The 18,165-nt window shown below is 63.2% G+C and carries 20 protein-coding genes; 11 read left to right on the top strand and 9 right to left on the bottom strand.

Annotation, left to right across the window (positions count from 1 at the left end; translation table 11 throughout):
- Positions 1 to 270 precede the first annotated feature (270 nt).
- On the top strand, positions 271 to 1,089 hold the full coding sequence (locus JN280_RS09675) for a lytic murein transglycosylase (RefSeq protein ID WP_446720820.1): 819 nt from the start codon (positions 271 to 273) through the stop codon (positions 1,087 to 1,089).
- A gap of 128 nt (positions 1,090 to 1,217) precedes the next feature.
- On the opposite strand, the gene JN280_RS09670 is transcribed toward JN280_RS09675, so the two are convergent.
- The gene (locus JN280_RS09670; RefSeq protein ID WP_202311757.1) at positions 1,218 to 2,441 is read right to left on the bottom strand and encodes an argininosuccinate synthase; all 1,224 of its coding nucleotides are present in this window, start codon (positions 2,439 to 2,441) and stop codon (positions 1,218 to 1,220) included.
- A 194-nt stretch (positions 2,442 to 2,635) separates the two neighbouring features.
- On the opposite strand from JN280_RS09670, the gene JN280_RS09665 reads away from it, so the two are divergent.
- The 5 genes from JN280_RS09665 to JN280_RS09645 all read left to right on the top strand — a co-directional run bounded on the left by JN280_RS09665 (position 2,636) and on the right by JN280_RS09645 (position 6,469).
- Positions 2,636 to 3,535: a hypothetical protein gene (locus tag JN280_RS09665; protein WP_202311756.1), complete on the top strand. Its 900-nt coding sequence runs from the start codon at positions 2,636 to 2,638 to the stop codon at positions 3,533 to 3,535.
- A gap of 65 nt (positions 3,536 to 3,600) precedes the next feature.
- Complete coding sequence (locus JN280_RS09660; RefSeq protein ID WP_202311754.1) at positions 3,601 to 5,082, top strand: ArnT family glycosyltransferase; 1,482 nt, start codon at positions 3,601 to 3,603, stop codon at positions 5,080 to 5,082.
- Between the two features lie 96 nt (positions 5,083 to 5,178).
- Positions 5,179 to 5,460: a type II toxin-antitoxin system ParD family antitoxin gene (locus JN280_RS09655; RefSeq protein WP_202311752.1), complete on the top strand. Its 282-nt coding sequence runs from the start codon at positions 5,179 to 5,181 to the stop codon at positions 5,458 to 5,460.
- Positions 5,457 to 5,669, top strand: coding sequence for a type II toxin-antitoxin system RelE/ParE family toxin (locus tag JN280_RS09650; protein ID WP_244743161.1), 213 nt, complete (start codon positions 5,457 to 5,459; stop codon positions 5,667 to 5,669). Before JN280_RS09655 ends, JN280_RS09650 begins: the two co-directional genes overlap by 4 nt.
- A gap of 158 nt (positions 5,670 to 5,827) precedes the next feature.
- The gene (locus JN280_RS09645; RefSeq protein WP_202311751.1) at positions 5,828 to 6,469 is read left to right on the top strand and encodes a LysE family translocator; all 642 of its coding nucleotides are present in this window, start codon (positions 5,828 to 5,830) and stop codon (positions 6,467 to 6,469) included.
- 24 nt (positions 6,470 to 6,493) lie between these two features.
- On the opposite strand, the gene JN280_RS09640 is transcribed toward JN280_RS09645, so the two are convergent.
- The 3 genes from JN280_RS09640 to JN280_RS09630 all read right to left on the bottom strand — a co-directional run bounded on the left by JN280_RS09640 (position 6,494) and on the right by JN280_RS09630 (position 9,147).
- On the bottom strand, positions 6,494 to 6,982 hold the full coding sequence (locus JN280_RS09640) for a hypothetical protein (RefSeq protein ID WP_202311750.1): 489 nt from the start codon (positions 6,980 to 6,982) through the stop codon (positions 6,494 to 6,496).
- Positions 6,979 to 8,214, bottom strand: coding sequence for a 23S rRNA (adenine(2503)-C(2))-methyltransferase RlmN (gene rlmN / locus JN280_RS09635; RefSeq protein ID WP_202311749.1), 1,236 nt, complete (start codon positions 8,212 to 8,214; stop codon positions 6,979 to 6,981). Before rlmN ends, JN280_RS09640 begins: the two co-directional genes overlap by 4 nt.
- A 231-nt stretch (positions 8,215 to 8,445) precedes the next feature.
- Entirely contained in the window at positions 8,446 to 9,147 is a 702-nt protein-coding gene (locus JN280_RS09630; protein WP_202311748.1) for an HAD family hydrolase, read from the bottom strand.
- Between the two features lie 205 nt (positions 9,148 to 9,352).
- Here JN280_RS09630 and JN280_RS09625 point away from each other — a divergent pair, with 205 nt between their 5' ends.
- Genes JN280_RS09625 through JN280_RS09610 form a run of 4 tightly spaced genes read left to right on the top strand, consistent with a single transcriptional unit; the run spans position 9,353 to position 13,122 of the window.
- Positions 9,353 to 10,144, top strand: coding sequence for an ABC transporter ATP-binding protein (locus JN280_RS09625; protein WP_202311747.1), 792 nt, complete (start codon positions 9,353 to 9,355; stop codon positions 10,142 to 10,144).
- Positions 10,145 to 10,849: an ABC transporter ATP-binding protein gene (locus JN280_RS09620; protein WP_202311746.1), complete on the top strand. Its 705-nt coding sequence runs from the start codon at positions 10,145 to 10,147 to the stop codon at positions 10,847 to 10,849.
- A 6-nt stretch (positions 10,850 to 10,855) separates the two neighbouring features.
- On the top strand, positions 10,856 to 11,857 hold the full coding sequence (locus tag JN280_RS09615) for a branched-chain amino acid ABC transporter permease (protein ID WP_202311744.1): 1,002 nt from the start codon (positions 10,856 to 10,858) through the stop codon (positions 11,855 to 11,857).
- The gene (locus JN280_RS09610; RefSeq protein WP_202311742.1) at positions 11,854 to 13,122 is read left to right on the top strand and encodes a branched-chain amino acid ABC transporter permease; all 1,269 of its coding nucleotides are present in this window, start codon (positions 11,854 to 11,856) and stop codon (positions 13,120 to 13,122) included. The genes JN280_RS09615 and JN280_RS09610 overlap by 4 nt, the downstream gene beginning before the upstream one ends.
- A 58-nt stretch (positions 13,123 to 13,180) precedes the next feature.
- On the opposite strand, the gene JN280_RS09605 is transcribed toward JN280_RS09610, so the two are convergent.
- From JN280_RS09605 to JN280_RS09590, 4 genes are all read right to left on the bottom strand, one after another.
- Entirely contained in the window at positions 13,181 to 14,392 is a 1,212-nt protein-coding gene (locus JN280_RS09605; RefSeq protein WP_202311740.1) for an ABC transporter substrate-binding protein, read from the bottom strand.
- Between the two features lie 407 nt (positions 14,393 to 14,799).
- The gene (locus JN280_RS09600) at positions 14,800 to 15,303 is read right to left on the bottom strand and encodes an invasion associated locus B family protein (protein WP_202311739.1); all 504 of its coding nucleotides are present in this window, start codon (positions 15,301 to 15,303) and stop codon (positions 14,800 to 14,802) included.
- A 283-nt stretch (positions 15,304 to 15,586) separates the two neighbouring features.
- Positions 15,587 to 15,916 carry a YkvA family protein gene (locus JN280_RS09595; protein ID WP_244743156.1) on the bottom strand — a complete coding sequence of 110 codons (330 nt, stop codon included), beginning with the start codon at positions 15,914 to 15,916 and terminating at the stop codon, positions 15,587 to 15,589.
- 83 nt (positions 15,917 to 15,999) lie between these two features.
- On the bottom strand, positions 16,000 to 16,293 hold the full coding sequence (locus tag JN280_RS09590) for a 4a-hydroxytetrahydrobiopterin dehydratase (RefSeq protein WP_202311735.1): 294 nt from the start codon (positions 16,291 to 16,293) through the stop codon (positions 16,000 to 16,002).
- Between the two features lie 106 nt (positions 16,294 to 16,399).
- Between JN280_RS09590 and JN280_RS09585 the strand changes: the two genes are divergently transcribed.
- Positions 16,400 to 16,924, top strand: coding sequence for a low molecular weight protein-tyrosine-phosphatase (locus JN280_RS09585; protein WP_202311733.1), 525 nt, complete (start codon positions 16,400 to 16,402; stop codon positions 16,922 to 16,924).
- Here JN280_RS09585 and JN280_RS09580 read toward each other — a convergent pair.
- Positions 16,822 to 18,096: an adenylate/guanylate cyclase domain-containing protein gene (locus tag JN280_RS09580; protein ID WP_244743154.1), complete on the bottom strand. Its 1,275-nt coding sequence runs from the start codon at positions 18,094 to 18,096 to the stop codon at positions 16,822 to 16,824. The genes JN280_RS09585 and JN280_RS09580 overlap by 103 nt on opposite strands.
- Between the last annotated feature and the right edge of the window lie 69 nt (positions 18,097 to 18,165).

Here is an 18,165-nt window from a genome sequence, read left to right as displayed (position 1 = left end):
TTCCCGCCCCTCACAGGAGTGCGTCACAGAATAGTTGACCTTACCGCATCGGCGCTAAAGTCGATAACGATTTTCGCAAAGCACTAAGCGTTACTTGAAAGTGCCAGGGCGTCCTTTGCGCATCCGAATGGACGCGCGCCGCGCTGGGGAATTTCCGCCCCTCGCGCCAGTATGACTTGCTTTGGCCGTAAACTTCATCTTAACGATGACCGGGAAGGGTCTTGCCGGCATTGACCGGCGCTCGGGACAATCAGGCAACAGGAGATGGGAATGGCAAGTCTTGCCAAGGTGAAGGTACTGGCCGTGGCGACCGCCATGCTCGGCCTGGCGGCGGGCGCCGCCGAGGCGGCCAAATGCGGCAACAATTCCGCCGGTTTCGAGACATGGAAGGCGGCCTTCTCACGGGAAGCGGCGGCCAACGGTATCGGCCAGAAGGCGCTCGGCGCGCTGGCCCAGACCAGCTATGCATCGAAGACCATCGCGGCGGACCGCAACCAGAAGAGTTTCAAGCTCTCGCTCAACCAGTTCATGGCCAAGCGCGGGGGCAAGACGATCGCCTCCAAGGGCAAGAGCCTGCGCAGGCAGAATGCCGATCTCTTCAACCGGATCGAACAGCGCTACGGCGTGCCGGCTGGACCGCTGATCGCAATCTGGGGCATGGAGACCGGCTTCGGCAGCTTCATGGGCAACTCCAACATCCTCTCGGCTGTGGCGACGCTGGCCTATGACTGCCGCCGTTCGGATTACTTCACCGACCAGCTCTATGCCGCCCTGAAGCTCGTGCAGGCCGGCTCGCTCAGCCCGTCGGCCATCGGCGCCATGCATGGCGAGATCGGCCAGACGCAGTTCCTGCCGCTCAACGTGCTGCGCTACGGCGTCGATGGCGACGGCAACGGCCGGGTCGACCTCATCCGCTCGAAGGCTGACGCACTGGCGTCGACCGCCAACTTCCTGCGCGGCCACGGCTGGAGAGCCGGTGGCGGCTATCAGCCGGGGCAGGCGAACTTCGGCGCCCTGCAGGGCTGGAACGCAGCCAGTGTCTATCAGCAGGCAATCGCGATCATCGGTGCGGAGATCGACGGAGATTGATTCCGGTGAATGGTGAATGGTGAATGGTGAATGGAATGTAGGAGGCGGCGGCTGCCAAACCAGCCCTATCTGCCACCGACCATCTTACCATTCACCATTTTTCCATTCACCATTCACCCCTTCACCGTTCACCCCTTGCGCTTTCTCGCCGCCAATGTGCGCAGCCTCAAGCCATTCAGCCGGATGAAGCCTTCGGCGTCTTTCTGGTCGTAGGCGCCGCGATCGTCCTCGAAAGTCACCAGCGCATCGGAATAGAGCGACGTCGGCGACCTGCGGCCGGTGACGATGACGTTGCCCTTGTAGAGCTTCAGCCGGACGGTGCCCTCGACATCCTCCTGGCTCTTGTCGATCAGGGCCTGCAGCATCTCGCGCTCGGGAGAGTACCAGAAGCCGTTGTAGATCAGCTCGGCATAGCGCGGCATCAGCTCGTCCTTGAGATGTGCCGCACCCCGGTCGAGCGTGATGGATTCGATGGCGCGGCGCGCGGCGATCAGGATCGTGCCGCCGGGCGTCTCGTAGACGCCGCGCGACTTCATACCGACGAAGCGGTTCTCGACGAGGTCGAGGCGGCCGATGCCGTTGTCGCGCCCCAGGTCGTTGAGCCGCGCCAGCAGCGTGGCCGGCGACAGTTTCTCGCCGTTGAGCGCGATCGGGTCGCCCTTCTTGAACTCGATCTCGATCTCGGTGACCTGGTCGGGAGCGTCGATCGGAGAGACGGTGCGCTGATAGACAAATTCCGGCGGCTCGCTCCACGGATCCTCCAGCACCTTGCCCTCGGAGGAGGAGTGCAGCAGGTTGGCGTCGACCGAGAAGGGAGCCTCGCCCTGCTTGTCCTTCGGCACCGGAATCTGATGGTCGCGGGCGAAGTTCAGGAGATCGGTGCGCGATTTGAACGACCAGTCCCGCCAGGGGGCGATGACCTTGATATCAGGGTTGAGCGCATAGGCCGACAGCTCGAAACGCACCTGGTCGTTGCCCTTGCCGGTTGCGCCGTGGGCGATCGCGTCGGCGCCGGTCTCGCGCGCGATCTCGACGAGGTGCTTGGAGATCAGCGGCCGTGCGATCGACGTGCCGAGCAGATAGGTGCCTTCATAAAGCGCATTGGCGCGGAACATCGGGAAGACGAAGTCGCTGACGAACTCCTCGCGCACATCCACGATGCGGATGTCCCTGATGCCCATCAGCTCGGCCTTCTTGCGCGCCGGCTCCAGTTCGCCGCCCTGGCCGAGATCGGCCGTGAAGGTGACGACTTCGGCATTGAGCTCGGTCTGCAGCCATTTCAGGATGATCGAGGTGTCGAGACCGCCCGAATAGGCGAGCACAACCTTCTTGACGTCTTTCCACTTGGACATGTCTGGTTCCGCTTGGATGGGGTTTGCGCCAGCTATCACGCCCTTTCCGGGCTCCGCAAGGGCGCAGCGTCGAACCAGGCCCGATCCGCGCCCCCTATTTCCTTGCGGGACGCACACAAAAATCGTCTTGCCACAATCCACCGTTTCAATCGACCGCTGATTCTTCGAACGATTGATCCGAAAGGTCTGATAAGGTGGAACGCTCCTGGCATCCGGCAATCCTCGCTTCAGCCCTGTCGCTTGCCTCGGTGCCAGCCTTCTCCTCGGAAAAGTGGGAGGCCGCGGCAAGCGGCGCAGTGGCGATCCTGCCGGTGCCCGAGAAGGCGAAAGGCATATCGGGCGGCTCGCTCTATTGCGCCGAGCAGCGCTGGAGCTTTCTCTTCCGCCCCGACGAGAAGCCCCCCGCCGGCACAAGGGTCGCCGGCAAGGTCACGATCGGCGGCGAGCCTTTCCCCGTTCTTGCCGTCGAGGCCAACGGGCTGCTCGGTGCCTCGGTACCCTTCGAGATCCTGGAGCCGCTGAAATCCGCCGCCCGCATGGGCGTCGCGATCGGCGATGGAGACACCTCCATGAACGCGATCTTCCCGCTCAAGGCTTCCCGCGCCGTCATCGAAGCGGTGGCCGCCCGCTGCAGCGCCGTCGACATGTCGGCCTATCAGCGGCTCGCGCTCTCCGAAACCGACCCGGCCGTCGCCGAGGCCGAACGGCTGCTCGCCGGCGAGGCGAAACTGTTCCGCGCCGCGACCGGACTTCAGCCGAGCTACGCAGCAAAGCTCCTGGAACTGCCCGACGGCGGGGCGCTGCTGTTCGCCTCGATCTGCGGCTCGAACCGCTATTATGGCGAATCCGGCTGCAGCCTCGCCGGCTTTGCAAGGTCAGGGGCCGGGCAGGACTGGAAGCCCGTCTACAACACCGAGGGTGTGCAGTTGCATCTGGACCCCGCAACGGCCGCTGCGGGGTTTCCGGGGATTGTCACCTTACCTGACGCAGGTGGCGCCGAGCCGAGCCACTGGGTCTGGAACGGATCGGCCTACCAGATCCGCGATGCCGAGGGGCCGGTCGGCACCATATCGACGCACGAGCCTGCCCGGTAGGCGAACGGGTTGGCGCGGCCGGCCCGATCGGTTATTGACCCCCCACCTTCCACCGGAGCCGGTCCATGGTGACGCAGCCTGTCGAGGCACATCAGGAGAAATCGCTGCTCGGGGCGAATAGCTTCGGCCTCCTGCTGCTCCTTCTTCTCGCGATCCTCGCTCTGCGCATCGCGGGCCTCGCGGTCTCGCATGCCGAACTGTTCTTCGACGAGGCCCAGTACTGGGCCTGGGCGCAGGATCCCGCCTTCGGCTACTACACCAAGCCGCCGCTCATCGCATGGCTGATTACGGCTTCGACGTCCTTGTGCGGCGACAGCCCGGCCTGCATCCGCCTGCCTGCGCCACTGATGCATTTCGCCACGTCGCTGCTCCTCTATGCGGTCGCGGCGAAGCTCTTCGACCGGCGCGTGGCCTTCTGGTCGGCGCTCATCTATGCCGCCATGCCCGGCACGTCGATCTCGGCGACGCTGATCTCGACCGACGTGCCGCTGCTTTTCCTCTGGACGCTCGGCCTCTTCGCCATCGTCCTCCATGTCCAGCGCCCCTCGCTCGCCGCCGGTGCGCTGCTCGGCCTGGCCGTCGGGCTCGGCCTCAACGCCAAATACGCCATGGCGTTTCTTTTGCTGTGCTTCTTCCTCTATGTGATCTTCACCCGCGAGGTGCGCCATCTGCTGAAGCATCCCGGGACATGGCTCGCCGTCGTCATCGCCGTCCTGCTGATCGCGCCGAACGTCTGGTGGAACATGGAGCACAGCTTTGCCACCTTCTCCCACACGCGCGACAATGCCGGCGCCTGGGGTTCGCGTTTCCCCAATCTCATGGGCGCGCTCGAATTCCTCGGCATCCAGGCCGCCATCATCGGCCCAGTGCCTTTCGCCGCCTTCGTGCTGACCTTGTTCGGTGCTTCCGCCAAGGTGGCGAACGGCCCCAGGCGCCTGCTGCTTTTCCATTCGCTGCCGGTCTTCATCGCGATCACCGGCCAGGCGCTTCTCAACAAGGCGAACGGCAACTGGGCCGCAACCGGCTTTCCCGCCGCCGTAATCCTCGCCACGGCAGCCATGCTGGCGCTCGACTGGCGCCGCGGCATGATCGCCACGCTCGTCATATCGGCCGTGGCGCTGGTCGCCGTTTCCTTCGCCGGCGCGCTGGCGGGCACGGTCACCACTGGCCCGGCCGGCCGCGAACTCGGCAAGATGGTCGGCTGGGGCGACCTCGCCGCTGATGTCAAGCGCATCGCCGACGCCAACGGCATCCGGACGGTCGTCCTCTCGCAGCGCGGCCTGACAGCCTCGATGATCTATGAGTTGCGCGACAGCAGCCTCGACGTGCGGGCATGGCGTACCGACCCGAACCACCCGCTCGATCATTTCGAATTGACCCGACCCTGGGGTGCGGGAGATTCCGGCCCGGTCCTGTTCCTCACCATCGGCGAGGCGCCGGTGCCCGAGGCCGTCAAGGCCCGGGCCAGGAGGCTGGAGGTGTTCCCGACGGACGTCTTCATCGCCCGCCGCGTCGGCCAGGTGGCAACCGCCTACAGGATCGACTGAGGCTACCTCCCACACGTCGTGAACTGCCTGTCACCTTTCCGATGCGCGGTCCACCACGGTATGATATTTTCATACCGATACTTACAGGAGGGAAGTATGGCAGCTGCGGAGAAGCGCACGTTCAGCTTGCCGGCCGAGCAAGCAGCTTTCGTCGACAGCCAGGTGAAGTCCGGCGCATATGCGACCGGCAGTGAGGTGATCCGCGCCGGGCTTCGTGCGCTGCAGGAGCGAGACGCCGCCATCGAGCGTTGGCTACGCGAAGAAGTCGTGCCGACTTATGACCGCATGAAGTCCGATCCCAGCAGAGGTATTTCAGCTGAAGACATGGCCGAGCACGCGCGCAAGCGCCATGAAGCTCGTCTGCAGGGGAAAGCGTGAAGCAACGGGCTGTCATTTATGCGCCCGAAGCCGGAGATGACCTCGATTGGATATACGACACCGTCGCGGACGCCAGCAGCCCCGCTACGGCGGATCGCTATGACCAACGTATCCGCACTTTTTGCGAACGCCTCGAATACGGCTCCGAGCGCGGCACGCGCCGCGATGAAAAGAAGGCCTTCGTGTTATCGGGGTTGAGCGAAACGTGACCGTCGCTTTCGTCGCCGAGCCCGACCGCGCGGTAATCTTACGCGTGTTCCATGGCGACGCCAATTGGCAGGAGGAACTGGCTGCAGGCGATGGCGATTGACACCGCCTAAGAAACTTGGGACGGGACTGAGCCGTCTCCTCCCAGCTAAGGCGCGCCATGAGCTTCGTTCCCGAGACCACCGTCATCCTGCAATTCGCGGTCGCCACGCTGATCCTGGCGATCACGCCCGGCCCCGACATGACGCTCTTCGTCAGCCGAACGCTGAGCCAGGGTCGTGCCGCCGGCTTCGCCTCGATGGCCGGCTCCTTCGCCGGCATCGTCGTCCACACCACGCTGGTGGTCGTCGGCATCTCGGCGCTGATCGTGGCCTCGCCGCAGGCGTTCCTGGTGCTGAAGGTGTTCGGCGCCGGCTATCTGGTCTTCCTGGCCTACCAGGCGATCCGCTACGGCTCGGCCTTCTCGCCGGAGAAGAGGGCGGGGAGCGAGCGCTCCCTGTTCCGCAACTGGGTCACGGGCTTCGGCGTCAACCTGCTCAATCCGAAGGTGATCCTGTTCTACATGACCTTCCTGCCGCAATTCGTGTCCGCGCACGACCCGAATGCGCCGGGCAAGCTGTTCTTCCTTGGCCTGATGTTCATCGTGGTGTCCATCCCCGTCACCGCGCCGATGATCCTGGCGGCGGACGGCTTCGCGGCGATGATGAAGAAAAATCCGCGGGTGACGCGCATCATCGACTATCTCTTCGCCGGCGTGTTCTCGGCCTTCGCCCTCAAGATCATCACGGCGCAGGCGAAATAGCCGGAGCCGTTCGGGCCCGCAGGTTCACGGCGCGATGTCCGGCTTGACGCCGGCCCAGCGGCCCGCGGCGAACCAATAGGCGATGCCGCCCACGACGCCGCCGCCGATCATCATCATGATGAAGCCCGCATCCAGGCTGGCGGGATCGCCATGGTTTCGTCCGGCAAAGCCGGCATCCGACAAGGGTCCACTGGCCTGCCACAGGTAGCCGACGACAACAACGGCGACCATGCCTCCCGCGATGGCGTAGAACAGCCAGTCGCGCCTAGCGAGCATCTCGGCGAGCAGGATCACGGGCACGGCAGGGATGAAGGCGAAATAGCCGATCAGCAGCGCCACCACCGGGATGGTGACCATGACCGAGCCGGCCACCACCCATGGAAGCTCTTCCTGACCCCAGTCGAGCGCGCCGAGCGACAGAAGATTGAGGAAGGCGCTGGCCGCGAAGGCGGCGACGGCATAGCCAAAGACGATGACGGCGAAACGGAAAAGGCAAGCCGCGACTAGCGTCACGCTTCCCCATGCCCGGCGATCATCATCGCCTCGAGCGCCAGCCGGTCGGCCTTGCGCATGCGCTCCGATTCAGACTTCAACTGTCCGCAGGCGGCGAGGATGTCGCGGCCGCGCGGCGTGCGGATCGGCGAGGCATAGCCGGCCTGGTTTATGTAGTCGGCGAATTTCTCGATCGTCTCCCAGTCCGAGCACTGATAGTTGGTGCCTGGCCAGGGGTTGAACGGAATCAGGTTGATCTTGGCGGGGATGCCCTTGAGCAGGCGCACCAGTTCCCGGGCGTCGTCGAGTGAATCGTTGACGTCCTTCAGCATCACATATTCGAAGGTGATGCGGCGCGCATTCGAAAGGCCCGGATAGGCCCGGCAGGCGGCCATCAGTTCCTTGAGCGGGTATTTCTTGTTGATCGGCACCAGCATGTCGCGCAGATCGTCGCGCACGGCGTGCAAGGAAATCGCCAGCATGACGCCGATCTCGTCACCTGTACGCGCGATTTCGGGCACGACGCCCGAGGTCGACAGCGTGATGCGGCGCTTCGACAGCGACAGGCCGTCACCGTCCGAGGCGATGAGCAGGGCCTTCTTGACCTCCTCGAAATTGTAGAGCGGCTCGCCCATGCCCATCATTACGATGTTGGTGATCTTGCGGCCCTCGGCCGGCACGATCGCGCCGTCGGGCGTATCGCGGTCGGGAAAGTCGCCGAGGCGGTCGCGCGCCGTCATGAGCTGGGCGAGGATTTCCTCTGCCGTCAGGTTGCGCACCAGCTTCTGCGTGCCGGTGTGGCAGAAGGAACAGGTGAGCGTGCAGCCGACCTGCGAGGAGATGCAAAGCGTTCCGCGGCCTTCCTCGGGGATATAGACCGTCTCGATCTCGACCGGCCGGCCCGCTCCGCGCGACGGGAAGCGGAACAGCCATTTGCGCGTGCCATCGTTCGATACCTGCTCCTCGACGATTTCGGGCCGCGCCACCGTGAAGTGGCGGTCGAGCGAAGCGCGCAGGTCCTTCGAGATGTTGAACATATGGGCGAAGTCCGAGACGCCTCGCACATAGAGCCAGTGCCAGAGCTGCTGGACGCGCATCCTGGCCTGGCGCTCCGGCACGATGCCTGACGAAACGAGAGCTTCGCCCATTTCGGCGCGCGACAGGCCGACCAGCGATGCCTTCTGGGGCGCAGCGACGCGCGCCACGAGCGCAGCGCGGGTGGTATCGGAGGTGAGATCGAGCGAAAAAGCCATGATGGTCGCGAATATAGGGTGCCGGGGTGCGGTTTGTCGAATGGCGCGGGCTCATATCACGCCCGGCGCGCCACGTCACGCCGCAGGTGTGAGGCGGCTGGCCGCGGCCGCGTCTGTTCCGAGATTCCGACGCGAGAGCCGCAGTCACAGTGGAGGCTGCCGAGGCCGACAAGTCGATGCCTCCGGGATCGCTGGCGATCCCCGGGGTCGCTAGTCGATCCCCCGGGGTCGCTAGTCGATCCCGGCGAGAAGGTCGGGCAACTCTGCGAGATGCACGATCTGGCGGAAACGCGCGGCGTCCACCGGCGCCTCGGCATGTTCGAATGCCCAGGTCAGGTCGTGCGGGACATAGACGCCCCAACCGCCGGCCTCGATGGCCGGCACGACGTCGGATTTAAGCGAATTGCCGACCATCATGGCACGCTCGGGCCCGTCGCCGTGCCGGACGAAGATGCGGCGGTAGGTCTCGGCCTGCTTATCGCTGACGATCTCGACGGCTTCGAACAATTCGCCGAGGCCCGACTGGGCGAGCTTGCGTTCCTGGTCGAACAGGTCGCCCTTGGTGATCAGCACCAGGCGATAGGAGCCGGCGAGCCGTTCCAGCGTCTCGCGGACATTGGGCAGGGTCTCGACCGGATGTTCGAGCATGTCGCGGCCGGCGGCGAGGATCTGTTCGATGACGGCGGCCGGCACCTTGCCGTCGGTGATCCCGATCGCCGTCTCGATCATCGAAAGGGTGAACCCTTTGATGCCGAAGCCGTAGAGCTTCAGATTGCTTTTTTGCGCATCGAGCAGCCGCTCCCGAAGCGCGGTAGGGTCGGCATGATCGGCGAGCAGCGAGGCGAAGCGGTCCTCGGTCAGACGATAGAACTGCTCGTTCTGCCAGAGCGTGTCGTCGGCGTCGAAGCCGATGGTGGTCAGTATGGAGGTCATAGCGGGCGATTTACCGCATCGGCTGCGGAAGCGGTACCGCCTTTCGGAAGACCCCTGCCTCGAAAGGCACCGGCGGGAGGGAGATCCTCACGAAAACAGCCTGGACGAACCGGGAGCAACCCATTTTTGTCTTGTTAACAAGTGCCTCGACACCGACAATAGCGACGAGCGATGCCCTCAAGCGGGTAGATTGAAGCGGGAGTCGATGTCGGCGATCATCGACGTAAGAAAAGTCAGAAAGTCGTTCGGCGGATTTACCGCCGTCAATGAGTGTTCCCTGACGGTCGAAAAGGGATCGATAACAGGCCTGATCGGTCCCAATGGCGCAGGCAAATCAACGCTTTTCAACATCATCGCCGGCAACCTGAAGCCGGATCGCGGCGCCGTTGTCTTCGACGACGAGGATATCACCGGCCTATCCCCTCATGAGTTGTTCTCGAAAGGCGTACTCAGAACATTCCAGATCGCACATGAGTTTTCACATATGACGGTGCTTGAAAACCTCATGATGGTTCCTGCCGGGCAGTCAGGTGAAAACCTCGGATCGGCCTGGTTCCGGCCCGGCACCGTGGCACGCCAGGAGAGAACCATCCGCGACAAGGCCGAAGAGATTGTCGAGCTGCTGCAGATCGCCCATGTGAAGCACGAACTTGCCGGTCGCCTGTCAGGTGGGCAAAAAAAGCTGCTCGAGCTCGGCCGCACCATGATGGTGGATGCCAGGGTCGTATTGCTCGACGAGATCGCGGCCGGCGTCAATCGAACGCTGCTCAACAGCGTCGTCGCGAACATCGAACGGCTCAACCGCGAAATGGGTTGCACGTTCTTTGTGATCGAGCACGACATGGATGTGATCGCGAGACTCTGCTCCCCGGTCATCGTCATGGCCGAGGGTACTGTCATGCGGACGGGTTCGATCGAGGAAATACAGAACGACCCTGAGGTCATCGAAGCCTATTTCGGCGGTTCGTTCAGCAGGCAGATGCCAGGAGCGCCATAGATGCCGTTCCTCGAGCTCCGTGACCTTCATGCAGGCTATGGTTCGACGACGATCCTGCACGGGCTCGACCTGGCCCTCGAGGGCGGTGAGATCGGCGTCGTCGTCGGCCCCAACGGCGCGGGAAAGTCGACGACGCTGAAAGCCATCTTCGGCATAGTTGCGATCACCCGCGGAGCCGTCCTGGTCGACGGCGATGACATCACGGGCATGGCGCCGGAAACGCTGGCCGGTCGCGGCATCGCTTTCGTGCCGCAGGAGGCAAACGTATTTCCCACGTTGACGGTTCACGAGAACCTCGAAATGGGAGCCTATGTCCGGCGCGACGACTTCCGTCCGGCGCTCGACAAGGTCTATGAGATCTTTCCGCCATTGAAGGAAAAGCGGGCGCAGCCGGCGGGAGAATTGTCCGGCGGTCAGCGGCAAATGGTGGCGTTTGGGCGAGCGCTGATGATCGAACCGCGCCTGCTGCTCCTCGACGAACCGACGGCCGGTTTGTCCCCGGTTTTCAGGGGAGAGATCTTCGATCGCGTCACCGCCATCAACCGCAGCGGCGTCACCATTGTCATGGTCGAACAGAATGCCAGACAAGCGCTCGCCATCGCGGACAAGGGCTTCGTGCTGGCCAACGGCCGCAACAGGTACACCGGGAAGGGCGCGGACCTTCTGGCCGATGCCGAGGTCGCCCGCAGCTTCCTTGGCGGATAGAAGCGCATGGACGAGTTGGTCTTCTTCGTGAACAAGGGAATTGTCTCCGGGTTGGTGATCGGTTCCATGTACGCCCTCGGCGCGGTCGGCGTGACGATGGTCTTCGGTATCTTGCGCTTCGCCCATTTCGCCCATGCCGATCTCATGACAAGCGGCGCCTTCCTTTCTTATGTGCTGGCAGCGATGGTCGCTTCGACGGGCGCCGTCGCGCCGTTGCCGCTCGCGGTCATGGTCCTGCCGGTTTCCGTCATCCTCACGATCGGTCTGTCGCTGGGCATCGACCGGATGTTCTACCGGCCGCTGCGTAACCAAGGCGCGCGACCCGTTGTTCTCGTCATGGCCTCGATCGGGGTCACCCTGATGCTTCAAGGCCTGATCCGCCTGTTCGCGGGTCCACGTCCACGCGAGATGTATTTTCTTGAGCCCAAGGACATATTTCGCCTCGATGTCCCCGCGGCGACCGCAAAGGTCGTGCTATCCGAGCCGCAGATCGTCCTCATCATTTTCACCCTGGTCGCGGTGTTCGCCTTGCACTGGTTCCTGACCCGGACCAGGCTCGGCAAGGCGATGCGCGCGGTTTCCGACAATCCGGATCTCGCGCGGGTGACTGGCATCCCTATCGAAACGGTTGTGCGGGCTACCTGGGTCATCGGCGGAGGATTGGCGGCGGTCGCCGGCACCATGCTCGCGCTCGACGTCACGCTAAAACCCGACCTGTCCTTCAACATCCTGCTGCCCATCTTCGCGGCAACGATCGTCGGAGGCATCGGCCAGCCCTACGGGGCGATCGCCGGTGGATTCCTCATCGGGTTTTCCGAAACGCTGGCCATATTCAACTGGTCGGTCCTGCTGCGGCCGGTCGCCCGGCTTACCGGCGACGCCTTCGACGTGCCGGCGAAGATCGCGTTCGTTCCCACCGAATACAAGCTGATGGTCCCCTTCGTCATATTGATCTTCGTGCTCATCTGGCGCCCAACAGGTATTTTCCGCGGGAGGACGATCCGATGATCGCCACGTACCGCCGCGACGTGCTGCTTTTCGCCGGACTTGCCGCACTTTTTGCCGGCGTGTTCCTTTCGCAGGGAGCGGCCTATTCGCTGCGAATGCTGGTCGAAGCCACGTGCTATGCCATTGTCGCGCTTGGCCTGTCGCTGCAATGGGGCTCGGCCGGCCTCTTCAATGTGGGCGTCATGGGCTTCGTCGCCGCCGGCGCATTTGCTTCCTTGTTCGTTTCCTTCCCTGTCAGCACCGCGTTCTGGTCGTCACAGGGCCCGGCATTGCTTGGCGGGGTTCTGTTGAAGGCCGCCGTGGGCGCACTGGCGATCTACGCGATAAGCCGGAGCGGCAGGATCGGGGTGCCGAAACGGCTTGTGTCTCTCCTGACCTGGGTCGCGGTTGCGGTAGCCTATCTGGTGGTCACAGGCGCGCTTGATCCGGCCGCAGGCCTGATCGAGAACGAGGCCGGTTTCATCGGCGGACTCGGCCTGCCGGTATTCGTCGGCTGGGCAGCCGCCGGCGCGGTCGCGGGCGCGATTGCTTGGTTCGTCGGAGCGATCTGTCTTGGCCTCAGATCCGACTATCTTGCCATCGCAACGCTCGGGATCGCCCAGATCATCAAGACATTCCTCAAGAATGCCGACTGGCTGACCAGAGGCACGCTTACCGTCTCGCCCTTGCCTTGGCCGATTCCCGACCCGGGCGATGTCGGTTTTGTCTCGGCCCGGTCGGGCTACCTGGCGATGACCGCGATCATGCTGGTGATCATTTACACGCTGCTTCAGCGCGCGCATCGGGCGCCATGGGGGCGCATGATGCGCGCGATCCGGGACAACGAGGATGCGGCGGCCTCGATGGGCAAGGACGTCAACCGTCGGCGCCTCGAGATCTTTGTCTTCGGCAGCATTCTGATGGGGATCGGCGGCGCCGTTCTCATCCACTTCAACACCATCTTCGACCCGTCCGGCTTTCTCGACCTGAACCACACCTTTCTCGTCTGGGTGATGGTGATCCTCGGTGGCGCCCGCAACAATCGCGGCGCGATTTTCGGCGCCTTGTTCGTCTATCTCGTATGGACGATGTCGGAGCCATCCTCGCTCTGGCTGTTCGATCATGTTCGCAGTATCGGTCTCGCCGCTTTCGGTTGGGTGGCGCCGGACGATCTTGATAGCCGCGCGCTTTCCATGCGTGTATTCGTCGTCGGGCTGACGATCGCGCTGGTCCTGCGGTATGCGCCGCAGGGGCTGTTTCCGGAACGGATATCCCGCCAGGACTGAGCGGTGATGGCAACGCCCCTGGCGGCAAATGCGGCCAGGGGCGTGATGTCGTCCTCGATTACTGGGATTCGGTCTTCGCCGGGCCGACCCGCTCGAACTTCCCGCTCTTCACGACCATCTCGTCGAAAACGCCTGGAACATCGCCGTTCTCGTCGAATTCGTGACTTCCGGAGGCGCCTTCGTAATTGATCTCCTTGCCTTCCTTGATCAGTTCCGCTGCTTTTTCCCACTCTCCCGGCAAGATCGTTTCGCCGGGCTGGGTGGCAACTTCGCGCAGCGCCTCATTCAGGCCTTCGGCTTTACCCCCGGTCTTCTCCAAGGCCAGAGCGAGAAGAAAGGCGGCGTCATAAGACTGGGAGGCGAAGGTCGCCTGAGGATCGAAGCCGGTCTCCTTGGCGGCACGACCGAAGATCTCCGTTCCAGGAAGTTCAGGGGCGCCTGGACGGGTGGCGATCATGCCGTCCGCCTGCTCCCCGGCAAGTTCACCGATCCTGTCGCCGACCATCCCATCGCCACCGATGAATTGCGAGAAATCGCCGCCCTCGATGGCTTGCTTGACGATCGTGCCGCCGGAGCCGTCGATATAGGCCAGCACGACGAGCGCAGGGGCGCCGGTCGAGGCGAGCGAACCTATTTCGGCGCGATAGTCGGCTTTGCCGTCTTCATGCGCTTCGGACGCCAGGACCTTGCCGCCCGTCTTTTCAAAGGCTTCCTGGAAGGACCCCGCGAATCCCTTTCCGTAGTCGTTGTTCACATAGGTGACCGCGACCTGGTCGATCCCCTTGGACTTGACGACATTTGCCAGTACCTGGCCCTGAAAGGCATCCGAGGGCGTGGTACGGAAAACCAGATCCTTGTCCTCGAGCGTGGTCACGGCCGGCGAGGTCGAAGCCGGTGAGACCATGACGATGCCGCCGGGGATGGCGGCATTGTGGGCCGCCGAGATGGTGGCACCCGAACACATCGCCCCGACAATGGCGACGACATTCTCGACGTTCACCGCGCGGTCGGCAGCATCGGCAGCCTTGGTCGCGTCCGCACAGGTCGTATCGCCGACCACCAGCTTGATGGGGTTCTTGCCGGAGATGCCGCCGGCTTCATTGACCTGATCCACCGCAAGCCGGGCACCTGCCAGAATCGGCGGCATCAGACTTTCAATAGGGCCCGTCATGCCGCCGAGGAATCCGACCTTCAACTCGTCTGCCAATCCTGCGTTTGTGGCTGCGATAGCGGCGCCTATCGCCAGCACTGCTTTGAACGATCCTTGCATCACATGCCTCCCTTGAATTCATGGCTTTAGATGAATCTGGAGCGATGTTCGCAGCAAGCAACCGAAGCGTATCGGCTTTTATGGGATTCGGGAGAGTTGAGTTGATCGGTTCCGATTCACTTTGCGCAAGCAGGAGGCCGATTGATGGCAAGGCACACCACCCGCGAAGGGTTCAAATATGCGAGTTGTTGCGTTTGTGGAGGAGGGTCATAGCGAGACCGGCGCATTGTCGGATTTCGCCACGTTTCTTGAACAGCATGATGGATTTGAAGCGCGAAACCGGTTCGCTGCGGTCGTCATCGGCCGGATACCATCCCGGCATGTCGGTGCTTCTGGACCGCGCGCCATGCCTGGCGCAGAAAGAAACAGGCCGGGCGGGCCCGGCCCGAACCATGAGATCCGGCGTCCTACTTGCAGTTCGCGATCGACTGCAGCGCTGCCGAGATGCCTTTCAGCGAGAACACGTAGTTGGTCGAATTGCCGCGCCCCGACTTGGCGGCGACCTTCATCTCCGCTCCCGACTTCATGGCCGCGATCAGGGCAGGCTCTTCGGCTGCGTTCTCCATCCAGGCGGACTTGCCGCGGGTGAACATCGAGAACGTCTTGCTGCCGACGCTGACGGCGACCTTGGAGTTCTCCTGGAAATCATAGGAAGCGATGAACTGCGGCTCATATGAGATGTTCTGGCCGGGCTTCTGGCTGACGAAGAAGTAGATGTCGCCGTGATCGAGGGTCGTCGGCTGCATGTCGGTCGGCTTGGTCAGCACGTAGCAGACCTTCCCGTTGCCGGCTTTGTAGGAGTATATTCCCCAATCGTCGTTCTGACCGATCTTGCTGGCCGACTGGGCAAGCGCCGGCGCAACCGTTGCGACCATGGCCAAGCCCGAAAGGAGTGAAATGAGTCCGCGCATTGTTGTTCGTATCTACCCTGTCTGTCGCTTGATGCAGGCACACGGCCTCGCGCCGCAGCCAAGCCGGATTGCTTCATTTTGATTTAATCTGGGTTACCAAAGGATGAATATTTCGGCGAAACCGCCGGATTCGGTACCCTGACACCATCGCCATAACAGCTGTCCGCCCTGCCGCGAGCATCCCGCAGTTGCAGTCCCCTCACGCGTGGTTCAAGACCACGAAAACGGCGAGAGTTTGACTGAGGCAAGGGCAAGATGCGCTGAAGCAGTCTCGGTGCGGATGTCAGGCCTCGGTCAGGGCCTGGCGCGCGGCGATCTTGTGCGCCGGCTTGAGGTGAGCCCGCACGGCCGTGATCGCCGCGGTCAAAACGGCGATATCGTCGGTGAAGCCGAGGCCGAAGATGACATCGGGGATCGTGTCCGCCGGCAGGATGAAGTAGCCGAGGGCGGCCAGCAATATGCCCTTGGTACGCAGCGGCGTCTGCTTGTCGAGCGCGCAGTAGTAGGCCGCGACGACATCTTCCATGAAGGGCACGTGCCGCGCGGCCTTCTTCGCCGTGTGCCAGAAGTTCTCGCGCAGATTCCGCTCGTCCTGGCCTGTTTCGTCCTTCATCGTCACCGCAGATACACCCTCAGGCTTCATATCCGTCGACTGCAATGTGGTGGGTGCATGCCGCCGCTGCAAGGGATCGGTGGCTAAGCCGCGTAGGCGTTCATCTTGCGGGCCAGCTTGAAATCCAGTTCGGTCAGTCCGCCGGCGTCATGGGTGTTGAGTGTCACATCGACGGTCCTGTAGACATTCGTCCAGTCGGGGTGATGGTCGAGTTTCTCCGCCGCCAACGCAACGCGCGTCATGAAGGCGAAGGCCTCGCTGAAATTGCGGAAGGTGAAGCTCCGCCGGATGGAATTGCCGTCCTCGGCGAGTGTCCAGCCTTCCAACCCGGCCAGCGCCTCTTGCACCGCGTCGGCGCCAAGTTTCTCTCTCGCCATGGCTCGCTTCCGTGCTACCCCTCAGCAAAGTGACCGAGCCTGCTTGCGCATCCCTGATGAGAGCGCGGCTGCGTCGGCCGAAGGTGACAATCATAGCGCGCGCCCCATGATCGCAAAGCCCCCCATCTCGATTCTTTTCGTCTGCCTCGGCAACATCTGCCGCTCGCCGCTCGCCGAGGGCATATTCCGCGCGGTGGCCGAGGAAGGCGGGCGTGGTCATGAGTTCCGCATCGATTCGGCGGGCACCGGCGGCTGGCACGCCGGATCGGCGCCCGACCCGCGCTCTATCGCGATCGCCGGACGCCATGGCATCGACATTTCGGGCCAGAAGGCACGTCGGGTGCGACCCGACGATTTCCGCCACTTCGACCTCATCCTCGGCATGGACCGGTCGAATGTCGAGGAACTGAAACGCCTCGCGCCGGCGGACTCGCCCGGACGCGTGCATCTTTTTCTCGACTATGCGCTCGGCCGCGACAGCGACGTTCCCGATCCGTATTACGGCGGATCGGAGGGCTTCGCCGATGTCTACCGCATGATCCGCGAGGCATCCGAAGCGCTGGCCGCTATGGCGAGTTCAGGATCGAGCGTGAACAGCTCGCTGGCGCGTCCGACACCACGCAGGGCATAGCGCCCGACCGACACCAATGTCTCGGCATCAGGCGGCGGAAGCAGCCTCGCGAATTCCGCCGAGCACAGCATGGCGCGCCCTGCCGACCGGCACATGGCCGAAATGCGGCTGACCTCGTTGACTGCCTGCCCCACCACCGTGAAGTCGAGCCGGTCGAGGCTGCCGATATTGCCGTAGAACACGTCGCCGACATGCAGGCCCAAATGAATATCGGCGACGGGCAGCCCGGCCGAGCGGCGGCGGTCTGCAAGGGCGGCCAAACGCTTGCGCATTTCGCTTTCGGCACTCATTGCAGCGCGGCAGGAAAGATCGGGCCTGACGCCGGCGAAGATCGCCAATACGCCGTCACCGATCAGTTTCAGGACATCGCCGCCGGCCGACTGCACCGCATTGATGACCGCTTCGGCGTAGTCGTTGAGCAAAGGAATGAGCTGGTCGCTCTTCACCGTTTCCGACAGGTGCGTATATCCCTCCATATCAGAGAACCAGAGCACAGCGTTTATCTTCTGGACATCTCCCCGCCTGATCGCGCCGCTCAGGACACGCCGGCCGGGATCTCGTCCGAGATAGGCCTCGACCAGCGTCTTGGCCAGCCTTGACTGGGCGGCGGAACGGATAGCAAGGCCGAGATGCACCGTGAGCCGCTCCAACTGCTCGATCTCCTCGCCCGTGAACCCGCCGGGCCGCGAAGTCGTCCAGCGGGCATAGAACCCATCCACGTCCTCCGACCTGGCGGCTTGGCGGATACGATAGACGACGGCGAGATAGTCCGTCTGTCCGGCGTTGCGAAGCTCTTCGATCGGCTGGAATCCGCGTGTTTCACCCTCTTCCAGCTTGCAGCGCAACGTGGTTTCGCGCCGCTGGATCATGTGAAAGAACGGACTGCGCTTCCATAGTTCCGCGCCGGCCCCGTCACGGGTGGATCCGAGCTGTTCCTCGCGGAATCCCACGGCAGGATCCTCGTCCCAGAAGAAGGCCCGGGATTCGTGCTGCGGATGCAGGATGTCGATCATCACGAAAACCTTGCCGAGCGGCAGGCCGGCGTCGACACAGCGCCGGCAAAAGGCTTCCGTCAGCGAGGCTTCGCTGCGCATGCCGAGCAGGCCGGCTTCAGCGAGCCACGCGGCAATCTCATCGGCTTCGGATGCTTTCATCGAACCAGGATAAAGCATGTCTCCCGAAAGTGTGCAGCGGTTTCGGGATAAAAGACATGCACAAGATCAAGACCTGCAGCATGTTGC

The organism is Mesorhizobium sp. L-8-10 (assembly GCF_016756635.1).
GTDB lineage: Bacteria > Pseudomonadota > Alphaproteobacteria > Rhizobiales > Rhizobiaceae.
This window is presented reverse-complemented; position numbering and strand designations above follow the sequence as displayed.